Source organism: Streptomyces regalis (assembly GCF_001509475.1).
Lineage (GTDB): Bacteria > Actinomycetota > Actinomycetes > Streptomycetales > Streptomycetaceae > Streptomyces > Streptomyces regalis.
Genome location: NZ_LLZG01000388.1, coordinates 128,367 through 149,874 on the forward strand (window position 1 = coordinate 128,367; position 21,508 = coordinate 149,874).

A 21,508-nucleotide genomic window follows, 5' to 3' on the forward strand; every position below is an offset into this window, starting at 1 on the left:
GGCCGCAGCGACACGGACCTCAGGCGACGACTCCTCCGGCACTGTACAAACCGGCGCGGCGCGTACTTCACCTACGACGTCCACCACAGCCCTCTCAATGCCTTCGAGGTGGAATGCGCCCTGTTCCACACGCTGGCACCCGAGATCACCAATCGCATACACCCGGACCGCCCCGCCCACCAAAAGGCATGCTGTGTGTACTGCCGATCTACACAGCGCACCGTGCGGAGCCATCGTCTTGCACCCCAGGCACGACAGATCAATCCATCAACACGTACAAGTGAGGGCCTCCGATGACATCACCCCTGTTCTTGGCACCAGATGACCAGCGTGGCAACATCATCCAAGTCGACCGCGCCCTGGAATCCATGCGCGATGCTGGCTTTGACCTCACAGCCGCTATCGGCGAGCCCCTGGACAACTCAATCCAGGCGGAAGCCACTCTGATGCGAGTCCTCCCGGTGTACGGCGCTCGCAAGAAGAGCATCGAGAAGTTCATCATCTCCGACAACGGCGTCGGCATTGATCCAGCGATCATGCACAACGTGCTGTCCATCGGCTACAGCGCCCGCTACAACGAACGTGATGGCCTTGGACGCTTCGGCATGGGGCTGAAGCTCGCCGGCCTCAGCTTGGGCGAGCGCATCGACATCTACAGCAAGCGCGCCAACAGCCCCACGATCCACCACAGCTACGTCGACCTTGAAGAAGTCCGCGAGGGCAAGCAGCAGTACATCAGCACTGACGAGGTGCAGAGCTGGCCCGAAGAGGCAGCCAAGCAGATGGTCGGCAGGGACAACCGCCCACTCGCATCCGGCACGGTTGTGATCTTCAGCAAGATCGACCGACTCTCCACCGGCGGCACGTACGGAACGTCCCTGGAAGAGAAGATCGCTGACCTTCGCAAGTTCATCGCACGCGCGTTCCGGACCTACATCGACACGGGGCGCACCATCGAACTCGAAGGCAAGGAAGTCACACTCCACGACCCCCTCTTCCTGCGAGACAACCCCCGCATCATCAGCAAGTACAAGTCACAGAAACTTGACCCTCGAGGCACGATCATCGAGGACGAAGACATCGAGATCGACGGCCACAAGGTTCACGTAACAGTCGCCCTGGTGCCCGTGGAATTCCGCCCCTGGGCCGGGGCCGGCGGTGCGGTAGACCACCGGGGCGACGACATCCGGGACTTCCAGATCAACGCCGAGAACGCAGGCAAGATCAGCATCCTGCGAAACGGTCGCGAGATCTTCTACGACAGCATCCCGCGGCTCCTTGAAGCGACACGGAACGATAAAGCCATCCGCTATGTCGCTATTGAGGTGACGTTCCCTGCGGAGCTGGACGAGTACTTCCAGGTTCGCAACGTCAAGCGCGGAGCCGAGCCGGTGACGAAGCTTCGGAACCAGCTGAAGGACTGGCTTCGGCGGCCCGTGCGCGTAGCCCGCAAGCAGATCCACGAGCACTGGACTGACGTAGACACACGCAAGCGGCTCGAGAGCGGCCCTCACGACGCAAGCATGGCTACTGCGGCGAGGGCGAATCCCAGCCTTCCTCATGGGCTTGCCGGCCGCGCAGTCACTGCGGAGCAGGAGGAGCAGATCGTCCTGGATGCCGCAGAGGACATGGGGCTTGACCCTGAGGTCGATGTTGCGAAGGTCGATGCGCTCCGCGAACAGATCCGGACGAAGCCCATCACTCTCTTCGACGCCAGTTGGCCCGGCAAAGAGTTCATCGTAGTCCAACACCTCAACGGCAAGGCGCTAGTCAAGTTCAACCTTCGGCACACGTTCTTCAAAGAGGTCTACGTCCCCCTGAAGAAGCTCGCTGACCAAGGTACAGACGGGATGACCCCAGAGGACATGCTCGATCTCGCCCGCCGGGCCGAGGCAGCAATTGACCTGCTCTTCATGGGCTATGCACGTGCGGAATCCATGTCCCAGAACCCCGAAGAGGACTACAGCCAACTGCGTACCCACTGGGGGATGTTCACCGAGGCGATGCTCAAGGAAGAACTTAAGGACCAGTGACTCTGTGGTGACGGACGGCTGGAGCCGTCCGTCACCACCCCAGCAGCGTCCGCAGTGGCGCGATCTGTGGGCGAGATCGTTTCGTTTCCTGCATCAGGCCCCGCGGCCGCACTGTGACCTGCAGGATGTCGTGAGAAGACTCAGCAAGCAACGCATCGTGAGCCGGGGCAACGGGCGCTGGCGTCGTAACCGAAGCAGCGTGGGAAGGCAGTGAAGGATGTTTGGCTCGGGCAATGGACTGACGTTCCGCGACTACGTGCAGGGCACGTGGGGGAGCTTCGATACTCCGGCGGGGAGGGTCGACTACATCATGACGAAGGCTCGACTTGGTGGTGATGCCAACACGCCCGAGCGGCAACTCACCAAGAACCTGGCTCCCGTCCGCGAGGTCATGGATGCAGGCGACCTCGACTTCAACCAGCTCCTCCAACGCGACCTCGACGACCACCGCGTAGCCGTCAACCTGATCCCATATCTGCTCAAACCCCAGACCACAGGTCCAGCGTTCTTCCCGCCGATCGTGGCTGTAGTGCTCCCCTTCCACAACAAGCGCCCCACGGCGTTTCCCAAGCTGGGGGAGGTGACGTCCATAAGCGCCGATGAAGCCAACTGGCAGGAGCAGCGTGCGGGAACTGCGTTCCAGGTCCACCGTCTCCTCGGCTCTGACGGACAGCCGCACGGGGCCAATGTGGGCAAGCTGTGGTGGAACCGTGCCGAGTCAAGCCTGGTTGTTCTTGATGGCCAGCACCGTGCGATGGCACTTCTTGCCATCGAGCGGACTCTGACCAACTCATGGCAAGACACCTCCGCGGTCAAGTACCGCTCCTTTTACGAACATCAGGTACGGCGTGTTCTTGAGCAGCACGGGGCCGGCGAACCTGACCTGTCGAAAGTCGAAGTACCGGTCACGGTGTGCTGGTTCCCGGACCAGACCGGGGACGGATCCCGGCCCCACGAAGCCGCCCGGAAGCTGTTCGTCGATGTGAACAAGGAGGCACGCCCGCCGAGCGAGTCCCGCATCATCCTGCTGTCGGACGCTGAACTCTCCAACGTCCTCACGCGAAGCATGCTCAGTGAGCTGCGAAGCCGGAACGATGCCTCCTACGTTCCGCTGTACGCGGTGGAGTACGACAACCCGGAGGTCAACAGCCACCGCCCGGCACGGTGGTCGGTGCTCACGAACATCAACCTGCTCAAGATGGCTGTGAACCGCTGCATTTTCGGACCGTCGAAGTACCTCACCAACGTCGCCCAGGGGATCTCCGGCAAGGAGAGCGAGCATCAGCGTGATGACTTCATGCGCGGTCAGCTCGAGGTAGACACCCTTCTGGAGAAATACTTCGAGGACGGGGGCATCCCATTTGATCGGGACTCTCTCGGAGACAAGCAGTTCCCTCTCGGCAAGATGGAGACGATCAGCGCCAGGTTCCAGGAGACATGGGGCCGGGCGATCCTGACACTGCTGTCGAGGACCGCTCCGTACGCGGCACACGCCAGTGCGCTGACCAAGCTCAAGGACGACTGGCACGTCGCCGACACGTTCGCGGCTCTGGCCCACGACGCTCTCTTCGGTGGGGTGGGTGTGTTCTGGACCCTGCGTGACAGCTACGACCACTACATGGAACACAGGGACAACGCAGATCGCCGGCTGCCCAAGTCGGATGTGATCCGCGCCTGGGAGGCGCTCAAAGGCAAAGAGGAGGACTTCGACCAGTACCGTGCGCAGGAGTACCTGCGATCGACCCGTCCCGAGCGCGTCAAGCGTTGCAAGGATGCCTACAGCGTCCTCAACACCCACGCCTGCCAGCTCGGCCTCGCCATGACCATGGGCTCGCTCTGGGAAGTGCGAAAGACGCAGCCCGGCGGCGTCGAACTCAAAGACCTCCCGGCCTTCGCGGAAGCTCTTGTCGATGCATGGAACGCCTTCTTCCAGATCGAGCACGGCCGAACTCGTGACCGAAAGGTCGCCTTCAACAAGACTGGCATCACAAACCCGATCAACCAGATCGGGAACATGGAGTCTGCCCAAGCCGTCTACTTCCGCTACTTCTGGATGCAGGCACTGGCGGTCCCCACCGCATGGCCCCATGTGGCCCAGTGGTTGCCGGACCGCGAAGAGTTCGACATCAAGCTCGGCGAAGCCCGGCGGATGTACCTGGACCTGTGCATCAAGCAGCAACTCAAGGCCCTCAAGACGAACCAGCCCACCGCGCAGGAGACCGAACTCCGGCCTGTCGCCGAGAAGCAAGCGAATGCCGCCCTCAAGAAGGCACTCAAGGACTGGTTCGAGGTGTCGGACGACGACTTCGACGCCTGGCTGAGCGAGCCGATCCGCCGCAGTAAGCAGGGGGAGCTCGACCTGGATGACGCGGGCCGAGAAGCGGAATAGCCGGAGGACAGCCGAGAGCCAGGCCCAAGCTGCACGTTGGCGAGGTTCGGCCATGCTCTGCGTGCAGCTGCGGCCAAGTCCGTAGGTCCGTACACCGGCGGACCTGACATACAACCTCACGGTGACGTCCGAGTCTCGTGAGGTGAAAATCATCCTTTGGCGTCGAGTACGCGGTCCTCCGCGTCTGTGCACTCGGCCAGCCATCTCAGTTCCGGGGAGAGACAGAATGGCCGAGCCGGCACAGTTCAGCGAAACACTTGCCGATCGCGTTGAACATGTGTTGAGGAAACGCCAGTTGGGTCCGCTCTCGGTGAAGGAGCTCATCACGGCGCTCGGCCCGGAGAGAGACACCTCCGCCACGACCCTGGCGGCTGAGCATCAGTTGGTGCAGGCTCTCCGAGAAGACGAGCTTAGGCGCGCAGCGCGCGGCAAGCGCCCTCGTTTCGGCATCACTGACGGGGAATCGGTGCGCCTTCGCCCACCGGGCAACCCGGCAGAAGCCGCGGTAGAGGAGTGGAACGAGAGGGTCAAGCTGGATCTCCTTGAGCAGCTCAGGGAGTGCGACCCGATTGTGTTCGAGCACATCGTGGCGCAGCTCCTCATCGCGATTGGCTATGAAGAGGTCCGTGTCACCAAGCGATCGAACGACGGGGGCGTCGACGTACACGCCATCTTGTCTGCCCGCGGCGTGACGCGTGTCCCTACTGCGTTGCAGGTGAAGCGGTGGCGGAAGCCTGTGGGGCGGCCGGAAGTGCAACAACTGCGTGGCTCCCTCAAATCCACTCAGCAGGGCGTCATAGTCACGACAAGCGGCTTTTCGAGACCTGCGCTTGAAGATGCAGCCCGCCAGGACGGTAGCCCAGTCCATCTCATTGATGGACAAATGCTCGCAGACTTGATGGTCGAACACGGTCTTGGGGTCCAGACTGCTCGAGTTGCGTTCTTCTCCCTAGACGAGCAACGCCTGACTGGTGGTTCACCTGCGGCTACGGCTACTGCCACGACTGAAGGTGACCAGGTCTCGTCTGGAGTTCGGCAAGGGAGCCAGATGTACTTCTTGGCCCAGCTGCCAGGGGGCCGAAACGCCGACTACCTGTCCACGCTGGCGATCATGGCTCAGCTAGCGGAAGAGCAGCCGACGCTAGACGAATACATTGAAGCGTTCCAACAGCACTTCCCAGGCATCTCAAGGGCGGACGAAGCGCGACGCCGGATGCGGGTCCTCCTCTCCCTGGGCCTGGCCGAGGTCGAGAGCAGTCACGTCACACTCACCTTCCTCGGACGCCGCTTCGTCGACGACAGAGATCCGCGACTGCTGCGTGAAGCCTTCTTGGCCCGGATCGCAGGGGCGGCCGAGGTGCGGGCGCTCGTCGTAGACCTTGCCGACGACCGCGCGAGAAGGCAGCGAGTCCTTGATGATCCGCCTGCGGGGCTCAGCTCAACCCAAGCCACACTGGTGCTCAGGTGGCTCACGCAGCTTGGTCTGTGAAGCCATCCGGCGGGTGCCGGGTGGATGTGTCAAGCGCGACGGATACCGCAGCGACAGGGGCGCATTAGCGGCCATATGGATGGTTCGAAGTAAAAACGAACAGGCATGAAACTGCTAGCATCGGGACCTGTTTAGATCATGGTCCGAGCATGGGTTGGGGGAACAGGTGAACGAGATAACGCACACCTATCAGGCGTTTCGTACACTACAGACCGCTGAGAGTAAGCCGTTGGTGCTGTTCGCCGCCCCAGCTTTGGATATCGAAGAATGGGTGGGAGTTCCACAGCGGCGGAGGCTCGGCGATGAAGAGACTTCAGGATTCCAGCGCGAGGAAGATCCGCGTCGGATTCGTGAACTGACCAGGTTCTTCGGTGATAGGCATAACGTTACGCAAAATCCGCTCCTTGCTGCCCTCCAAGACCCAGAGAAGATTGTGTTCGAGGCGCTCGAACCGGACTCTCCGTTTGGCGAATTGAAAATCACCTACGAGGACTACTCGAAGGTATCCATGCTCAAGCTCCTAAAGCGGCTTGTTGTCCGCCTCGAAGAGCGCGTTGACTCGCTTAACGATAGCGTTGTAGATCAGGCTCGGGTGACCCGACTCCTCGAACTGGAGAGTCAGCGCGTTGATTCGGAGAATGCTGATGAGAGTGAAGATCTAAACGGAGATGCAGCAAGCGAATATAATGGTGGCGATGAGGGCGACGCCGCCACAGTATTGCTTGCGGAAGAGACTCGGATTGTAGAATTCTATACCGAGCTCAAGGGAAGAATTAAGGTATTGGAGCATCTGGGCATCGAAGATATCGATGCTGTGCAGGGATTCACGAAGAGCGCCCTGCTGGGATACCTGAAGCCAGTGGTGCTTGTCGACGGGCAACACAGGCTGCGAGGGGCCGTCCTGTCGGCACGTTCCTTGGCGAAAACTTCCCAGGGAAAGAGTAATATTCTCGACGCAGTCGAGGGTGGCTTGGATCCAGCCGAGGCGGAGCGGAAGGTAATTCGCGACTTGTCGCGGAAGCTGCCGGTTTCACTTCTCATGGATGAGAGTCCGAGCGAGCATGTGTTTCAATTTGTTGTTGTAAATCAGAAGGCGATTCCCATGGGGAAGGCGCTACTCGGAACCATTGTTTCGACCAGTCTCAGTCGTGATGAGCTTCAACAGGTAGCCAAGCGTCTTCAAGGTGCGGGCATCGAGCTCGAGGACTCTCAAGCTGTCGCCTACCTCACGCGAGCTGAAGAGAGTCCGTTCCGGAACTTGGTTCAGACTGGCATGGGCGGCGATCGTCCCGACCTGCTCAAGTGGAGTGTCCTCCAGGGGCTTGTGTCGATTTTCCGTAAGTTGCAGGGAGGCCGGCCTTACCACGCAAAGGTCGACTACGCGAAGGCGTGGAGAGATTCCTACTTCCCTGAATGCGGCCTGGTGTCTGGGGACTCGGAATCGGAACGACTTGAAGACTGGTCGCGTCCTGACGGCCCATGGCGTGAAGTGTTCATTCGGTTCTATTCCAAGATCCGCGACTACTTCGGCGATCCTGGCGACGTTGATACGCTCAACGGATGGGGTAGTACGTCCGAGAGCAATTTGTTCAACAAGATTTCCCTGACCATTCTGGCATGCGACTACTTCGACTTCATCTACACCAAGGGTGAACCGCTCGCGAGTTTTGAAGACTTTGAAGCGTCGCTCGACAAGTGGTTGATGGGTGGGCGGGTGAACGCATCGTACTTCAACAGGGATTGGAAACTGGAAGGAGCAAAGAAGGATCAGCTGGTAGTGAAGCATCTATGGTCGCAGAACTGGCATGAATATCGAAAAGTCCCGTCGAGCGCCATGCCCAAGAAGTTTAAGCCCTAACGCGATATGGACACTCGCGGGATTAAAAACTTCTACAGCGTGCTCGCTGAGGCGCTGCCGGATCGGTGGTCAGAAGATGGGGTCCGGAAAGTTTCCCACCTAAGCACTCCGGAGGGTTTGCTGGGTAAGAATGAGTGGATTCTCCGAGCCGACTACTCAATGACTGTGGGGCGCTGGTTCATTGAAGGAATCGTCGATCTCGGAAGGTATGCGCGTAATAGTGACAATATAGGGCACCTTCTTAAAGAGATTTCCACGTGCCTGCGCGAGCTCGACCCTAGTGCGCCGCTGGATGAAATTATGGCGACCTCGCGCCAGCTTGCAATGTTTGCGTGGCGAGAAGTCGAAGCTAGGCGGACGGCAGGTAGGCCCAGCATTGATCGTGCGCTTAAGAATGCTGTCTGGTTCAGAGATGAGCCTATGCAGCGTTGTTATCTGTGTGGCTACCGGTTCTCGGCGCACGCGAAGGACCGCTTTCTTGGTCGATCCAATGCTCCTTTTAAGCCTCACAGCCTGGTCGACTTCACTCGTCCGAGAGGGGTGAAGCCGAGGCACTTGGGTGTGGAACTCGATCACGTAATCCCTGTCGCTGAAGGCGGCGCAACAGATGTCCATAATCTCAAACTGGCCTGCGGCTGGTGCAACATTGTCAAGAGCAGCCTGTGGAGTGTGTACGACGCCAAGGCTTGGTCGGCGGGCGTCATAGATCACCCGTCTCTCGGTCTTACTTCAGTACCCCAACCACTCTGGATGCTGCGCATAGTCGCAACGCGCGCGCGGTGCGAGGCACCCGAGGGATGTAGCGCACGTCTGACCACCAACGAATTGTTCGTTGCTCCTCGCAATCTCAAAGGAGCGTTGACACCTACGAATCTCATGGTCGTCTGTCGGCAGCACGACCCCTGGGCAGGGCACCGACTCATCAGCCCAACACTGCTGTCGAGTAGGTAAAGGCGTTGCCCTGCGGGGCTATCGCCGCCCATGCAGGCGACCGTCGGCATAGGACTCTGTCGTGGTGGTGGCGCCCGGAGCGGCGAGCTGCGTCAGGGCATGTACAGCCGCGTCCATACGGTCCGGTGAGTCCATGCCGGCGACCCACGTCACCATCTGCTGCTCCAACGGTGGCCACTCGCCTACGTGGTGGACGCGTCCCTGCTCGTAGAGCTGGGCTATCGGCTCAGCCCTCAAGCGTTTTCCGTGCTTGGCTGTGACGGGCAAGACGGCGGGCATGAGCATGTTCTCGGTGCGTTGCTCCCGCTCCAGTTCCTGCCACGCCTGGTGCAGGACTTGACGGCTCATGTCCCCGCCGTAGTTCGACTCGACGACGATCGCGTCAGCCCGCAGCTCGATGGCGAGCAAACACGTCTCCCGGCCCCAGGAGTCGGCGCCGCGATTACCAGAGCGGTCGTCCAGGACGTACAAGTGCCCCTCTCGGTCACTGGCTGCGGCCACGATGCCGGTCTCGTCGCCGACGGCAGACTCCCCACCCGCGGGGTCGACGGCCACGACGACCCGCGCGAGGTCGACGCCGCGGAACTGGGCTGCACTGATGCGGTTGTTGGTGATCCACGGCCACTGCCACACGCCACCGTCCTGCGGGCGGGGCTGCTGCATGTAGAGGCTCCACCAGACACGCTCGCCCACGGAGCGGCGGATCTCGGCGAGCGCGTCCGTGTCGTACCGCTCCGGCCACAGGGCGGTGCCGACAGGACGGCCCAGAGCGTCATCCTCGGAGAGGGCGAGGGCGGGGAGGTCGATGACCGTCCAGCGGTCGCCTTCGTCTGCCAGGACTCGGCCAGCGAGGTCATCCTCATCCCAGCGGGTCTGGATGAGGATGACGGAGCCGCCGGGCTCGATGCGGGTCAGCAGGACCGCCTGCCACCACTCCCACAGCCGCTTGCGCATGGTCGGCGAGGAGGCCTCTGCGGCGTCCTTGATTGGGTCGTCCACCACGGCCAGGTGCGCGCCCTTGCCGGTGAGGCCGCCGCCGACACCGGCCATGACGGCGCCGCCCTCAGTGCCGGCCAGGTCGAAACGGTTCGCGGCGGACGAGCCGGTGCGCAGGTTGATGCCGATCTGGGGGCCGTAGTTGAGGATCGCGTCCCTGATCCACCGGCCGTGGTCATCGGCGAGGTCGGAGGAGTAGGAGGCGATCATTACCCGGTGCTCTGGGCGACGCCGGAGGTACCAGAGCGGCGCCCAGCGGGCAGCACGGCGGCTCTTGCCGTGCCGGGGCGGCATGGTCAGCAGCAGCTTCGTCGGCTTCCCGGCAGCGACCTGCTCGAATGCCGCATCGATCTTCGCCAGGTGCGGGGCCTGCATCTCCCGCCCGTCAGTGAGGACGGACGCCATCGCGCCGGGCGAACGGTCCATCGCCAGCTCGCGCTCGATGCGTACAAGTCGCCCGCGGAGTTCGGGGGTGGAGGCTGCGGCTATCTCACGGCGGCGTTGCGGGGGAAGCGACCGGTACAGCTGGAGAACCGCGGCCTCGTCAGCCCTGGCCACCCTCGCCCGCATCGCCTCCGGCGAGGCTGATCAGCCGCTCCAGCTCATCCAGGCCTGCGGTCTCGACCTGTACCGCCCCACCGTCTGGACCGGACAGCTCTGTACGGACGGGCCGGTCCAGGCCGAGGAGGCGGCTGCTGCGCTCGATGATCCGCACCGCCCGGTCGACGGCCTGGTAGTCGCCGTTGCGGATCGCGGCCCGGTAGACGGTGAAGAAGAGGCGTTCGAGGCGCTCCACCATGAGCTGGCGCAGCTCGTCGGTGTTCTCGTCCAGCACGGTGGTGCGCTCGACGAGGGCCTTGGAGACGTCTTTACAGGCCAGCTCGATGAGGCGCTTGTCGGTCGGTGGTTCCAGACCGCGCTTGTACTTGTCGATGCCGTACCCCTGCGGGTACGCGACACCATCAGAGTTGATGGCTGGGTCGGCCGCGAGCTTGCGGCCGATCGTCAGCCAGTCGACGCCGGCGAGCTTGAGGTCGATCGCGTCAGCGCGGCGCTGGGTGATGGCGGCCCGTGTAGCGCGGTTGGGGCGGCCCATGACACAACTCCCTGGGCCCCGCGCCTACCGTCCATGATCCCTTACTGGAGCGCAGCAGCCTCGTTTCGCGCATTCGACCGAGCCGAGGTAGGGGAGTGCCAAGTAGAAGTTGGTTGCTGCCCCCGCTGCGATCGCGCGAGACTCCTCCTCGATTGCCCACCCGAAGTCACAAAGCCTGTTGAGAGATGGGCGGTTGACTTACCGCATGCTGGATGAGGGGGATGGTGTGACTGTTTGGGAACGTCTTCGACAGGATCTTGCGGCCAGGCGAAATCTCGATGTCTACGCCACCGTCGTCGTGGCTCTCGGGACCAGCATTCTGGCCGCCTTTGATATAGCGCCCACCAGCAAGATCATGAGTGCCATCCTGGCAGTGCTTGCAGTGCTCGCGTTCAGCACACTCGCGACACGGTCCGCTGTGGACGAGATGGCCCGGGGTGGTCGCGATGCGGGGGTGAGATTCCGGACGGACTTCCCAGGAGATCTCGAAACCCGCCGTGAGACGTCCTCCGACGTGTACATCATCGGCGTCAGCCTGAGCAGGGCCTTGGAGACCTCGTACCAGGAGTTCGAGCAGAACCTGCAGCGGGGCGCGAAGCTCCGCATCCTCCTCACCGACCCCGAGGCCGACGATGCGGCGGTGAGCACGCAGAACAAGCCCACGCGCCCACGCCCTGACGAGATCCGCGGAGAAATCCGACAGTCCCTGCGCCTGCTGGCCAGACTCCAAGCGGACACCAGCGGGCGACTGGAGGTACGGACCACGACCTCAGCTCTCAAGTTCGGCATGAACTTCGTTGACGCCTCGAAGCCCAACGCGCTGCTGTGCATCCAGCTGTACGCATTCCGGCAGTCAGGCGAATCACGCCCGATCTTTGCTTTGACGCTGGCAGACGGCGCGTGGTTCGAGTGCTACCGCCAACAGGCTGAGCACCTCTGGGCGGAAAGTTCCGTCGTGGATCTCACGGCGGCACCGGTGTAGGGGCGGTTAACAGGAGGATTCCCGATGGTGCAGTGAGATCGCGTAGAAGTCCACCCGCCCGGCCGGCTTGCCGTGCCTGGATAAGAGGGCTGTCTGAGGCAGGGGCCGAGGCGTCGGCGCGGGTGGTCGGACCGCTGCGGGGCCGCCGGTCTTTCTGGTGGCCCCGCATTCGATTAGTGGGTCATGCGAGCGTCAGCTGCTCTGGTCCATTCTCGTCGGCGTCGTCCGCTGGCGGAGTTGGTGAGTCTGGGACATCGCGGTTTAGCCGCAGCCACCATCCGAACTGCCAGTTCCGGCAGGTGCGATGGAGCTTCGACCGCCGCATCGGTGCATCGAGGGGAACCGTGTGCTCACCCCAGCCGAGAATGGGGCGGGCATTGGTCAGATGCACGCCCAGGCCGCGCACGAGGGCATCACCCTGCCAGGTCTGGCCCGGCGCGTACTCGAACGCAAGGTGAGCGTTGCGGGACCAGTCCCAGGGGATCGGCAGTGCGCACAGGTACCAGGCGACTGGCGGATTCGCCGCGGGCAGGTGCAGGGTCTGCCGGGGCTGATGGGTGTTGATGTGTGGCCGGTCGCAGTCGCCGAACGTCTTCAAGCAGTGCTGGGTCAGGTCAAGTTCACGGATGCCGGCCAGCCACATGATGCGGTACCTGTCACGGGCTTCAATGTCTACGCGGACCCTGTCTGAGTCCGCCCCCGAATTCATTGTTCTACCCCTCCAGAGTGGAATTCCTATCCTTGATCAATTTTACCAGAATTGACGAAATGCCCTCGTGCTTGCCGTGCTTAAATTCGTTAGGGTATGGCATATTGAATTCCTCCGACAATGCCCTTTCGTATTCCTCGATCGGCAGGACTCGGGGGCGCTTGCAGACGGCCTTGACCGTGGCTCTGGTGGTGTCGCTGATCGCCACCTCCTCGAAGTAGCGGGACAGCAGACCAAGGAGAGACTCCGGCGTGTGGTAGCGGATGCGCTGCCACTTGCCGCGCACGAACCGCATGTCTACGTTCTCGCTGTCGAGGAACGAGAGGCGGGTGGAGTCGCGGCTGATGGAATGCTCGGAGTTCTCGTACGCCAGCTCCCGCTCCAGGTTCCGTGTGCCGATGCATACCTGCCCGTCGGCGGCGCACAGAGCGTTCACGGTGACGAGGACCCAGTGCTGGTAGTCGAGGCTGGTGGTGGCGTTGATGACGGAGTCGAGGACCACCACCTCGTACAGCCCGTTCTCCTTCAGCTCGCGCTCGATGCCGCGGATCTGGCCGACGATGGTGCGGATGTCGACGGCGTACTTGCCCTTCAGGGTCCGGTACGGCTCGTAGTCCTGGATCTTGTAGCCCTTGGCGCGCAGGTGGCGGGCGTAGTCTCCGTGTCCGGCTCCGAAGTCCACCACCCGGTGCGAGGTGGTCAGCCATGGCAAGACCAGACGCTCCCACACTTCAGACTTGTAGCGGACCTTGTCGGCCTTCGCCTTCGAGGAGTGCTCCCTAAGCCTGTTGGGCTGGACAATGTGCTGGTTCCACACCGGGGCCTGCTCCTCAAGGCCGGTCCAGTCGTAGACGCCGTACTCGCCGGTGAGGTCCTCGACGAGTTGGCCGGCGTCGAAGGAGGCGCAGGTCCAGGCAAGGATGTCGAAGCGTTGGGCCTTGGCGACGGCCGCGTACTCGGCGTTCAGGACAATGCGGCCCTGGTCATCGATGACGACGGAGCCCCACGGGCCATGGGCGGCGGTCATGAACCCGATCGCCTGTTGGAAGGGGAGGTTCTTCGACTCCTCCACCTCGATGGTCTGCCAGGGGATCCAGCACCACTGGCCGATCGGCCCGGGCTCCGCGTACACCACGGACGATTCGGTCTCGACGCGGTTGTGCAGGAGGTTGAACTTGATCTCGTCCTGAAGCCGGACCTTCTGCGGCAGGATCATCGCTGCCGTTGTCGTCTGCCCGATTGCTTTAAGACCCTTGGTCCTCTGGTGGCCTGCGACCAGCGTGCCGTCCGCGTTGAGGATCACGGGCTTCACGACGCCGTGCCGGCGCAGCGACCCTTGCAGGCGGACGAACGACTCGGGAGACAGACGCCGAGGGTTGTAGTCCGCGGGCCGTAGCTTCTCCAGCGGGTAGGCGGGGTCGAACCGTACGTCGAGAGAGGTCACGCGACGGCACCCTCTTCGGCGCGGTGTTCCTCGTTGAGGACGTGCCAGCCGAAACCCAGATCGGAGTCGTGCCCGTCGACGAACTGCCTGTACAGCGAGTCCAGCAATTCGACCTCGGCTTGCGTGATGCGTACGCGTGTCGAGGACCACTGCATGTATCCCCACTGCAGATAGTCGACCGTCGCCGCCGCCCCGGTGTCTGCACCATCGGTCGGCAGCTCGATCGGCGCCGGAAGCGCCGTCTCATCCAGCAGCTCGTCCAGCTGCTCCTGGTCGTAACCCGTGCCCTGCAGGTTCGGGAGTCCGGTGAGGATGTCCGCCAAGAGCGCGGTGTCATACCCAGCCAGGTCCGATGTGCGGTTGTCGACGATGACGATCTTCGCTGCTGCGTCGTCATCGACATCGAGGAAGGTAACCGCGATGTCGGTCCACCCGAGTCGCTTGGCTGCCTTGAACGTGTGATTGCCTGCGAGGATCTCGTTCGGGCGGCCCGTCAGAGAACCGCGGTTGACGACGATCGGCCGGTACTGGCCGTTGACGGACAGCGACTCCGCGATGGAATCGAGATCACCGTTCCGTGGATTGCGGTGGTACGGGGAGAGTTCGGCAACGGGGACGGCGAGGTCCGCGAGCGAGGCAGGTATGCGAGGTGCGGCAGTGGACACGGGGCTCCAGCCCCGCGCCCATGATCGAGCCTAGGTGATCAGACGAGTGCGTCTGGGCCATGTCCTGTCGCGCTTCACGAGGAGTACGTCCGCTCGAACGCGTCGGAGCCATCCTGTGGCTCAGGCCTGTCCGTGCAGCCAGTGACGGCCCGATCAACCGCCCCGCCTCCCTCATCTGGGTGACCATCGGCCTGGTTCCACTGTCGCGATCTGGGCGGGGTCTACTGTGCCGAGAGGGCAGCGGTGCCTGCCCGAGCCGTGCTGCCCGCCCACGCCGTGCCAGCAACTGCGGCCAAGGTTCCGAGTGAATCGCGCCTCGTTCCCCAGCCTGTTGAGCCATCCGACGGGCCCTGCGCGTGGGGCCTGGCCCGGAGGACTTCAACATGACCGTCGCTCGTGATCGCAAGCAAGGCACCCGCCGGCTGGCCCAACTTCATGGCACGTCGTACTCGGTCGCCCGCAGGATCGGCTCCAACGGCAACCACAGTGCAGCTGCTCTCCGCAGCGCAGCAGCGCCCGTGCTGGCCTTCGCGGAGAAGGGGCGGGAGTACCACCAGGACACGGGGGACTTCATCCGGAACATGGCTGCAGCCTGGGCCATGGACGGCTTGAGAGTTCTCCTGCTCCAGCAACGACGCCCTGACCTACGACTTGTTCAGTTCCTCAACAGCCGGCGCCGCAAGCGGCAGCCGGAAGTGGATCTACGTGAGCCCGAGCACACGACATGGGGAAAGCTGCGTCCAGAGGCCGTCGCGGGCCGATTGACGGAGCTGACCGTAGTCACCGAGTCCGACCGAGACCACGCAGCGGTGCGAGGCGTCATCGACCACTTTCGGTCCCAAGTCGACTCCATCATCCTGCTCAACCCGGAGTCGATCGATCTGCCGCCCGACTATGTTCCGCACTACCCGTGCCCGCCGATCGACGGTCTCGTCGCCCTCATGTACGACGCCGCAGTTCCCGCAGTCGAGCATCACGTCCAGTTCGCTGAGGGACGACAGCACCAGATCCAGCGCCCGCTCACCGCGAGCCAGAGCGCCACCCTGCTCCGCGACCGTCACCTGGCCTTCCTGCGGGCAGACCTGCCGCTCCTGGGAATCGTCGCAGTGCACAGCACTTGGCATGAGCCGGGCAGCGCGACGCCGAAATTCGAGCAAGCGGTTCATCGGCGGCTCGCCGCCTGCGGTCTGCCCGTACTGGCCACAGTCCCGAGAGAGAACCTCATGGTGCCCAACCGCGAGGAACGCCCCATCACCGTCCTGGACAGCCCCGACTCGGACACGGCAACCGACCTTCGGCATGCGGCACGCGCGATCGCTACCGCCGGAGGCCTCACCCTGGCCGAGTCGTTGCCGGACCCTCACCAGGCTGCCTGGACGACCTGAATTCGCAGCGCATGGATCCCGGCGTGGCGGCTACCGCCGCGCCGGGAACACTGGATACGGTGCCGGGCATTGCGGCCCCACGGGAGGCCGCCCCCGCGGTGCCCTCCGACCCTCCGGGGCGCCAAGAGCGGGGAGAAGTAGCTCGGCTACCTCCCCTGCAGCACTCCACGGCAACGCACCATCGGCGTCTTCCAGAGCCGTACCGAGGTCGGCGGCACGGCAGAAGGCACCGCAATGCGCACCAAAGTCCGCTGCCTGGCTATGACCCGCGCCCTGTACACAGGCGAGAGCTATCTGCAAGCGCAGCAGGCCATCGAAGCTCAGCCAGCCGGCAGCCCGCCTATCCCCGCCCCGGCGCGGGCGCAACTCAACCTTGAGGCACGGTTCTTCGAGCAGATCCTGGACGCCAGGGGAGAGATCACCAGCCATCCCTTGGGCATCCAAGCGGTGCGCCCACTGGCCGACGCGCTCCACCTACGAGTTGACGGTGAAACCACCGCCCTGCAGCTCCTCCGCTACATCTTGCCGCGGTGGGAGACACCCGTTGGGGACGTGCACGGAGTTCCGGGCCTTCGCGTCCACCGGCGCCACAACCACGCCATCGAACTGCGCCAGGTCGGGAGCCTCGCTTCGGTCCGACTGACAGGCCTCCCAGCCCGCTGGTGGAAGTTCGCCGAAGCCGAACTCCTTTCCGAGGCTGACACGACTGATGTCCTGGCCTGGCGCGACAGCCCCACAGCCTGGACCCCACGTGAGATGCGCTGGGACTCCGAGTACTACGAAGGCTCCAGCGAGTACGCCAAACGCTGGCAGCGGCAGACGTGGCTTGCCAGCGGCCTCCTGCGCCGCATCGCGCTCCTGCACACGGTCGCTGCTTGCCATGCGGCAGACGGCTGGAAAGGACTCAGCTGCATGCCGCACCGATGGTGCTTCGACCTCGCTCACACCCGTGACCGGCCGCCCCGCCTCGCCGAGCTCGCCGCGGCACTCCGAGACCCGGTGTTCGGACTCGACCTGATCCTGGTCGAGCAGGAGGACCTGTACGGGTTCGTGCCGGCCAACGAGCCGATCGTGCTGACCGCTCCTGTTGCCGACCGCGGGGAAGTTGAGTTCCGCGTCCTGTCCTTCGCAGCGGGATCATTCGACACGGTGCCCGTAGTGGGACAGTGGTGAGACCCCGCAGACGGGGGATGCTGCGGGGTCTCACCTGCTCCAACGGTCTGTTCGTGATCGGAGTTCCCGTAGACGTCAGTCGCGCCACGCCCATGAGCAGGTGATGCCCGGCGCAGGATGCGGGCAGACGCTAGTCTCCCGGTCGGCAAGTCACGTACGCCGCTCGCCGCCGCCACCGTTGCGCCCCACGCCGTAGCGGAGCACAGTCGGCGCGGAAGGCTCCGCCCAACTCGCGGGCAAGGGGCTCCGTGTACCCGACAGAGTTCTGCCCGAAGCCGGGTCCGAGTCGGGGACGCGTGGGGCCCCAGCTTGGACTACACCGTGGTGAAGAACGGCTCGAACGGCGTCAAGGCGCGTAACCGCGCCAAGGCTGAAGGGCGAGGCCTGACGTACCAGCAGGCTCTCAACCACAACGATTCCCACGCCTCCGACAGCACGCGTTCGAGGCCAGCCCTCCAGCGGGCGAAGACGCTCGGGTTCCTTGGCAGCGGGTACGACACTCGGCTGATCGTGAAGAACATCGGCTTCGTCTGGGCGACACGGGGAGACCGCATTCTCGTCCTGCGCTACTCCTCCAAGTTCCCATCTCGCTGGCCGCGCGACCGCGGTACGGACGCCGTAGATCTTGGCGATCTGACGTTGCAGCCCACTCCGGTGAGGCCTGTGGAGGGGCCCGGTGCTCTGGATGAAGCCACCATCGACATCGCAAGCGAGAGCCACGAAGTCCCCAAGCAGGCAGCGACCTTGGCCCTGGAGGTGCTCTCTCCGCTCTACGACCGTGTCCTCCTGGTGGCCTGCGGTGAACGAGCACTGCCCGACCTGGCCGAGGCCTACGTCTACATCGAAGTCGACAAGCGCGTACCCACCGGTGAGCGGCGTGGTGTCATCGAGAACGGACACCGGATCGTGCGTACCTTCCCGTACGACGCCGCGCAAGCAGCAATCGAACTCCGACGCCGGTTGTTGTGGATGTTCCGCGAGGAGTATCGAGCAGACTGGCCACTGGCCGGCCTGTTGCTCATCGAGCCCGCGAACCCACGGCGGCCAGAGGGAGATGACACTCCACACGCCTCACCTCAGTTTGTCGCGGCCGTCGACGAGCAGATGGCGGCGGGCGGTACCCCCATCTTGGGAAGGCTGCCTCGTGAGCCGTACCGCCCCGGCCAGCCCCACCTGTTGGCTGTGGCTGAGCAGCCGGAGTCCCCGCTTTCAGCCGCCTATCAGGCTGCGGCTGAGGCCCTGCACGACAAGTTGCCGCTCGTAGTCATTGACTAAGCCAGGGCGGGACTGCCCTGCTGCCCGGAGGAGTTGCCTCGCTGCATGAGCGAGAGGAGGGCACGGATTCAGGAGGGAGACGTTGCCCCGTCCGCCTGACCGACGTACCGGGCATAGACGTCGGCGGTGCCGTCACCGGCACTACGGGGCTGCGCTTCGAAGGCGCCAGCAGGGCGGAACGCAGCGATCTTGCCGGTGCGAATGCGATGACCCTGGTTGGTGGCCCGGTTGAGGTTGGCGTGGCTGTCGATGTGCGCCCACTCGCCGGGTCGCTCGCGCAGGGCCTGGGCGGTGTCGTATGCCTCCTGGCTGCGGCGCTGGTCGGGCAGGGCTTCGAAGCGGGCGTGCATTAGGAGGCTCCGGTGCTGGTGCGGGCGGTTTCGGCGAGACGGCGGATCTGCTCCGCGATGCGCCACTGGCCGTCTGTGAGGTGGTCGCAGAGCCTGTTGGCGAGGCGAGCGATCTCGTCCAGGGCCTGCTCTCTCGTCACCCCTGTGTTCGGGCGTGCGCTCTGGTCGCGGGCCGGCGCTGTGCGTGCGGCTGCGGCCGTGCGATCAGAGTGGTTCACGGTGCTCTTCTTCGGTGAGGTCAGCGGTTGTTGCAGCGGCAGGTGTTGGTGATGACGTTGAACCAGCTGTCGCACGAGTTGCACCACACGGAGCCGGGCGCGGGCGGTACGTCGGAGTGGCGGTTGGTGCGGTCGAGCACGAGGCGGGGTGTCTCCTGTCAGAGGTTGTCGGGGAGTTCGGCGCGGGGACCGTCGGGAGAGAGGATCTTGACGATCAGCGCCAGGTCCTTGGGCCGCCACAGGGCTGCTTCGTACCCGCAGTCGGCGAGGTGGCGCAGCCACTCGCGCTGCTCAGGCCGTATGCGTCCGGTGTCGGACTTGAACTCGATGAACAAGGTCCGTTTGGCCTTGGGGTGGCCGTAGACCTCGTCGGGCCATCCGGCGTCGGACCTGCGGGAGTTGTGCGTGTGGTAGGCGAGGGTCCAGCCGCGGAGTGCTGCGAGTTGGCGGACGTGCCGACGGAACTGCTCTTCGGTCACGCGGTCTTCCTTCGCGGTCTGGGGGCGATTGCCTCTGTGAGGGCTGCGTAGTGCGCGGCGGCTTCGGGGTCCGGTGTCACCGGCATTCGTATGCGCTGCGGGGGTGTGGGTGCCGGGCGCCGGTGCCGTTCCTTGAGGAGTTCCGGCAGGGGGCGCCGGGTCTGCTCCTGGAGGAGTTCGCTCATCGGCCGTCCGTATCGCTCGGCGATGAGGGCTTCGTACAGGTCGTCGTCGCATCCGGTGTTTCCAGCAGGCATCTGGGTCTCCATGGGTGGGCCGGGACCCGCAGTGGGGTGCGGGTCCCGGCCGGAGGGGTGGCTCGCATCCGGCGAGCCGTTCTGGGCGGGCGGGGCGCGGGGGGTCGCTGCCCGTCCAGAAGTCGGGTGGGTGGTCGGGCCGTGCCTGGGCTCGACAACGATCAAGAACCTAGCATGGTTTTCTATCGTGACCTATTTGAGGGCGTGGAGGCGCTCAGTCGACAACAGTCAGCTCGTCGTCCTCATAGGGGAGGGCCTTCACTGTGCCGTCCCACCGGACCATGTTGAGCTCTGCGCCGGTGATCGGGTCGGTGGCATGGTTGACGACCAGTCCGAACAGGCGGAGCTTGCCCGCGGGGACGGGCTTGGCAGGGGTGACGGCGGTGCGCTTTTCAATGCTCATGCAGATGTCTCCTTGCTGATCAGCAGGAAGTTACAGGGACGAAGGTGTCGAGGCCGCGGCCCCATTGGGGTGTGATGGGCTCGTTGAAGGCGCAGCCTCCGCCCGCGCTTTCGAAGTCGGTGGCGCGCCAGCCGTTTGAGTCGCCGGCTGTGGCGCGTTCGAAGTGCTGGATGCTGCCGTCTGGCAGGGTGATGGCCAAGCGGGTGATGCCGGGCGGTGCGGCACTCGGTGTGACGCGCCTGCCTGTAGTGAGGGCGTGCTGGGCGAGGGAGTCTCCAAGGTTCACGATTCATCTCCTATTGGTTGTGACCTATCTCGGGTCACCAGGGTGAGGCGTACCCGTCGCAGGTTGCGCAGGTCCCGCCCGTATCGGGCTGGGTGCCGTCGGTGCAGTGCGGGCAAGGGAGGTGGCGGCCGAGGCCGTGGCAGCGGTCGCATTCCCGCTCCCGTTCGTACGGTCCGTGGAAGTAGGTCACCATGCCCGTCCCTTCGCACTCGCCGCACTCGGGGGCGACGGTGCCGAGCGTCTCGTAGGCATCGATGACGGCCGGAGTGGTGACCACGATGTTCCTTCTCGATCGCTGGCGGACGTGTGACCACATGTGCTGCCGGTGAGGGGCGGCACGAACATCGCTGTGCGGGGTCTTGGTGTTCTCGCTCATGGCAGCTCCTCGGAAGGTGTGCGTCGCGGTCAGAAGAGTTTGTCCTGGCCGTCGGTGGCGCCTGGCCTGATCGGTCGTTCCCGGCGCGACTGCGGGCCGGGAGTCGGCTCGCCGAACAGGGCCGTGGTGCCGTACGCATCGGGCTTGGCCGGGATCCGTACGGGGCCTGCTGGCACCGGCAGTTGGTTGGGGGCTGCTTCGTCGAAGTCGGCGCGGCTCATGCCGGTCCAGTCCTGGCCCGCCCCCGTGCTCACTTGGTCGACTCCCCGGCCGGGGCCGACGGCGTGTCCGACTGCCGGGATCCGCTGGCTTCGAGGACCGCGTCCGCCCAGTCGAGGATGAGAGCGGTCCCGGCCCGGCCTGCCGCCTCTCCCGGTGTGTGACCTTCCTCGAGGGCCCTCAAGTACCGGGCGGCGGTGACCTCCAGTGCGGACGAGGACGTGAAGGACTGCACGATGCGGTCGATGTTCACGCCGTGCATGTGGTTGAGGGCCTTGGCCGCGAAGGCGACGATCATGCCGACATCCTTGCCGAGCTGCTCGGCCTGGGCGCGGGTAAGTGGCGCGGTGTAGCGCATGACGGAGCTGTCTCCCCCTATGAGGTGGCGAAGTTAGTGAGGGGCCGCAGCGCGGTGAGCGCGGCCCAGTTCGGCGGGTGCGCGGGCGGGCCTCGCCCGCGCACCCCGGGCCTGCGG

The 21,508-nt window shown here is 64.1% G+C and carries 23 protein-coding genes; 9 read left to right on the forward strand and 14 right to left on the reverse strand.

Going from position 1 to position 21,508, the window contains the following annotated elements; all coding sequences use genetic code 11:
- Positions 1-293 precede the first annotated feature (293 nt).
- The 5 genes from ADL12_RS40205 to ADL12_RS58725 all read left to right on the forward strand — a co-directional run bounded on the left by ADL12_RS40205 (position 294) and on the right by ADL12_RS58725 (position 8,720).
- Complete coding sequence (locus tag ADL12_RS40205; protein WP_062712673.1) at positions 294-2,033, forward strand: ATP-binding protein; 1,740 nt, start codon at positions 294-296, stop codon at positions 2,031-2,033.
- A 217-nt stretch (positions 2,034-2,250) separates the two neighbouring features.
- Positions 2,251-4,422 (forward strand): ParB N-terminal domain-containing protein, encoded by a 2,172-nt coding sequence (locus ADL12_RS40210; protein WP_062712675.1) that lies wholly within the window; start codon positions 2,251-2,253, stop codon positions 4,420-4,422.
- Between the two features lie 226 nt (positions 4,423-4,648).
- Positions 4,649-5,911 (forward strand): restriction endonuclease, encoded by a 1,263-nt coding sequence (locus ADL12_RS40215; RefSeq protein ID WP_062712678.1) that lies wholly within the window; start codon positions 4,649-4,651, stop codon positions 5,909-5,911.
- A 166-nt stretch (positions 5,912-6,077) separates the two neighbouring features.
- Positions 6,078-7,769 carry a ParB N-terminal domain-containing protein gene (locus ADL12_RS54560; RefSeq protein ID WP_159053446.1) on the forward strand — a complete coding sequence of 564 codons (1,692 nt, stop codon included), beginning with the start codon at positions 6,078-6,080 and terminating at the stop codon, positions 7,767-7,769.
- A 420-nt stretch (positions 7,770-8,189) separates the two neighbouring features.
- Positions 8,190-8,720 carry an HNH endonuclease gene (locus tag ADL12_RS58725; protein WP_107120148.1) on the forward strand — a complete coding sequence of 177 codons (531 nt, stop codon included), beginning with the start codon at positions 8,190-8,192 and terminating at the stop codon, positions 8,718-8,720.
- A gap of 18 nt (positions 8,721-8,738) precedes the next feature.
- On the opposite strand, the gene ADL12_RS40230 is transcribed toward ADL12_RS58725, so the two are convergent.
- Positions 8,739-10,274, reverse strand: coding sequence for a terminase large subunit domain-containing protein (locus ADL12_RS40230; protein ID WP_244188233.1), 1,536 nt, complete (start codon positions 10,272-10,274; stop codon positions 8,739-8,741).
- Positions 10,261-10,812, reverse strand: a complete 552-nt coding sequence (locus ADL12_RS40235; protein ID WP_062712686.1) for a hypothetical protein — start codon at positions 10,810-10,812, stop codon at positions 10,261-10,263. Before ADL12_RS40235 ends, ADL12_RS40230 begins: the two co-directional genes overlap by 14 nt.
- Positions 10,813-11,017: 205 nt before the next feature.
- On the opposite strand from ADL12_RS40235, the gene ADL12_RS40240 reads away from it, so the two are divergent.
- Positions 11,018-11,794, forward strand: a complete 777-nt coding sequence (locus ADL12_RS40240; protein ID WP_062712697.1) for a hypothetical protein — start codon at positions 11,018-11,020, stop codon at positions 11,792-11,794.
- A gap of 181 nt (positions 11,795-11,975) precedes the next feature.
- Here ADL12_RS40240 and ADL12_RS40245 read toward each other — a convergent pair whose 3' ends face one another.
- The 3 genes from ADL12_RS40245 to ADL12_RS40255 all read right to left on the reverse strand — a co-directional run bounded on the left by ADL12_RS40245 (position 11,976) and on the right by ADL12_RS40255 (position 14,612).
- Positions 11,976-12,437 (reverse strand): hypothetical protein, encoded by a 462-nt coding sequence (locus ADL12_RS40245; RefSeq protein ID WP_062712699.1) that lies wholly within the window; start codon positions 12,435-12,437, stop codon positions 11,976-11,978.
- A gap of 70 nt (positions 12,438-12,507) precedes the next feature.
- Positions 12,508-13,947: a methyltransferase domain-containing protein gene (locus ADL12_RS40250; RefSeq protein ID WP_062712701.1), complete on the reverse strand. Its 1,440-nt coding sequence runs from the start codon at positions 13,945-13,947 to the stop codon at positions 12,508-12,510.
- Positions 13,944-14,612 carry a ParB/RepB/Spo0J family partition protein gene (locus ADL12_RS40255; protein ID WP_062712703.1) on the reverse strand — a complete coding sequence of 223 codons (669 nt, stop codon included), beginning with the start codon at positions 14,610-14,612 and terminating at the stop codon, positions 13,944-13,946. Before ADL12_RS40255 ends, ADL12_RS40250 begins: the two co-directional genes overlap by 4 nt.
- A 383-nt stretch (positions 14,613-14,995) precedes the next feature.
- Between ADL12_RS40255 and ADL12_RS54565 the strand changes: the two genes are divergently transcribed.
- The 3 genes from ADL12_RS54565 to ADL12_RS40270 all read left to right on the forward strand — a co-directional run bounded on the left by ADL12_RS54565 (position 14,996) and on the right by ADL12_RS40270 (position 18,445).
- Positions 14,996-15,997 (forward strand): hypothetical protein, encoded by a 1,002-nt coding sequence (locus ADL12_RS54565; RefSeq protein WP_159053447.1) that lies wholly within the window; start codon positions 14,996-14,998, stop codon positions 15,995-15,997.
- Between the two features lie 234 nt (positions 15,998-16,231).
- Positions 16,232-17,170, forward strand: a complete 939-nt coding sequence (locus ADL12_RS40265) for a hypothetical protein (RefSeq protein ID WP_062712707.1) — start codon at positions 16,232-16,234, stop codon at positions 17,168-17,170.
- Positions 17,171-17,479: 309 nt separating this feature from the next.
- A complete protein-coding gene (locus ADL12_RS40270) occupies positions 17,480-18,445 on the forward strand; it encodes a hypothetical protein (protein ID WP_062712709.1) in 966 nt (321 codons plus the stop codon).
- A 68-nt stretch (positions 18,446-18,513) separates the two neighbouring features.
- Here the strand turns inward: ADL12_RS40270 and ADL12_RS40275 are convergent, their stop codons facing one another.
- The 9 genes from ADL12_RS40275 to ADL12_RS40310 form a co-directional block, all read right to left on the reverse strand.
- Positions 18,514-18,795, reverse strand: a complete 282-nt coding sequence (locus tag ADL12_RS40275; RefSeq protein WP_062712711.1) for a hypothetical protein — start codon at positions 18,793-18,795, stop codon at positions 18,514-18,516.
- On the reverse strand, positions 18,795-19,013 hold the full coding sequence (locus ADL12_RS54570) for a hypothetical protein (protein ID WP_159053448.1): 219 nt from the start codon (positions 19,011-19,013) through the stop codon (positions 18,795-18,797). Before ADL12_RS54570 ends, ADL12_RS40275 begins: the two co-directional genes overlap by 1 nt.
- A 158-nt stretch (positions 19,014-19,171) precedes the next feature.
- On the reverse strand, positions 19,172-19,492 hold the full coding sequence (locus tag ADL12_RS55795) for a VRR-NUC domain-containing protein (RefSeq protein WP_062712713.1): 321 nt from the start codon (positions 19,490-19,492) through the stop codon (positions 19,172-19,174).
- A complete protein-coding gene (locus tag ADL12_RS55800) occupies positions 19,489-19,749 on the reverse strand; it encodes a hypothetical protein (protein ID WP_062712715.1) in 261 nt (86 codons plus the stop codon). Before ADL12_RS55800 ends, ADL12_RS55795 begins: the two co-directional genes overlap by 4 nt.
- A 214-nt stretch (positions 19,750-19,963) precedes the next feature.
- Entirely contained in the window at positions 19,964-20,152 is a 189-nt protein-coding gene (locus ADL12_RS40290) for a hypothetical protein (RefSeq protein ID WP_062712718.1), read from the reverse strand.
- Between the two features lie 19 nt (positions 20,153-20,171).
- Positions 20,172-20,438, reverse strand: a complete 267-nt coding sequence (locus ADL12_RS40295; protein WP_062712719.1) for a hypothetical protein — start codon at positions 20,436-20,438, stop codon at positions 20,172-20,174.
- A gap of 34 nt (positions 20,439-20,472) precedes the next feature.
- Positions 20,473-20,814 carry a hypothetical protein gene (locus tag ADL12_RS40300; protein WP_159053449.1) on the reverse strand — a complete coding sequence of 114 codons (342 nt, stop codon included), beginning with the start codon at positions 20,812-20,814 and terminating at the stop codon, positions 20,473-20,475.
- Between the two features lie 29 nt (positions 20,815-20,843).
- A complete protein-coding gene (locus ADL12_RS40305) occupies positions 20,844-21,068 on the reverse strand; it encodes a hypothetical protein (protein ID WP_244188234.1) in 225 nt (74 codons plus the stop codon).
- A complete protein-coding gene (locus tag ADL12_RS40310; RefSeq protein ID WP_062712724.1) occupies positions 21,065-21,391 on the reverse strand; it encodes a hypothetical protein in 327 nt (108 codons plus the stop codon). Before ADL12_RS40310 ends, ADL12_RS40305 begins: the two co-directional genes overlap by 4 nt.
- Positions 21,392-21,508 lie beyond the last annotated feature (117 nt).

Coding starts and splice junctions, on each gene's coding strand:
- ADL12_RS40205 (WP_062712673.1), top strand. CDS start 294: ATGACATCACCCCTGTTCTTGGCACCAGATGACCAGCGTGGCAACATC.
- ADL12_RS40210 (WP_062712675.1), top strand. CDS start 2,251: ATGTTTGGCTCGGGCAATGGACTGACGTTCCGCGACTACGTGCAGGGC.
- ADL12_RS40215 (WP_062712678.1), top strand. CDS start 4,649: ATGGCCGAGCCGGCACAGTTCAGCGAAACACTTGCCGATCGCGTTGAA.
- ADL12_RS58725 (WP_107120148.1), top strand. CDS start 8,190: ATGCAGCGTTGTTATCTGTGTGGCTACCGGTTCTCGGCGCACGCGAAG.
- ADL12_RS40235 (WP_062712686.1), bottom strand. CDS start 10,812: ATGGGCCGCCCCAACCGCGCTACACGGGCCGCCATCACCCAGCGCCGC.
- ADL12_RS40240 (WP_062712697.1), top strand. CDS start 11,018: ATGCTGGATGAGGGGGATGGTGTGACTGTTTGGGAACGTCTTCGACAG.
- ADL12_RS40245 (WP_062712699.1), bottom strand. CDS start 12,437: ATGTGGCTGGCCGGCATCCGTGAACTTGACCTGACCCAGCACTGCTTG.
- ADL12_RS54565 (WP_159053447.1), top strand. CDS start 14,996: ATGACCGTCGCTCGTGATCGCAAGCAAGGCACCCGCCGGCTGGCCCAA.
- ADL12_RS40265 (WP_062712707.1), top strand. CDS start 16,232: ATGCGCACCAAAGTCCGCTGCCTGGCTATGACCCGCGCCCTGTACACA.
- ADL12_RS40275 (WP_062712711.1), bottom strand. CDS start 18,795: ATGCACGCCCGCTTCGAAGCCCTGCCCGACCAGCGCCGCAGCCAGGAG.
- ADL12_RS55800 (WP_062712715.1), bottom strand. CDS start 19,749: ATGCCTGCTGGAAACACCGGATGCGACGACGACCTGTACGAAGCCCTC.
- ADL12_RS40290 (WP_062712718.1), bottom strand. CDS start 20,152: ATGAGCATTGAAAAGCGCACCGCCGTCACCCCTGCCAAGCCCGTCCCC.
- ADL12_RS40300 (WP_159053449.1), bottom strand. CDS start 20,814: ATGAGCGAGAACACCAAGACCCCGCACAGCGATGTTCGTGCCGCCCCT.
- ADL12_RS40310 (WP_062712724.1), bottom strand. CDS start 21,391: ATGCGCTACACCGCGCCACTTACCCGCGCCCAGGCCGAGCAGCTCGGC.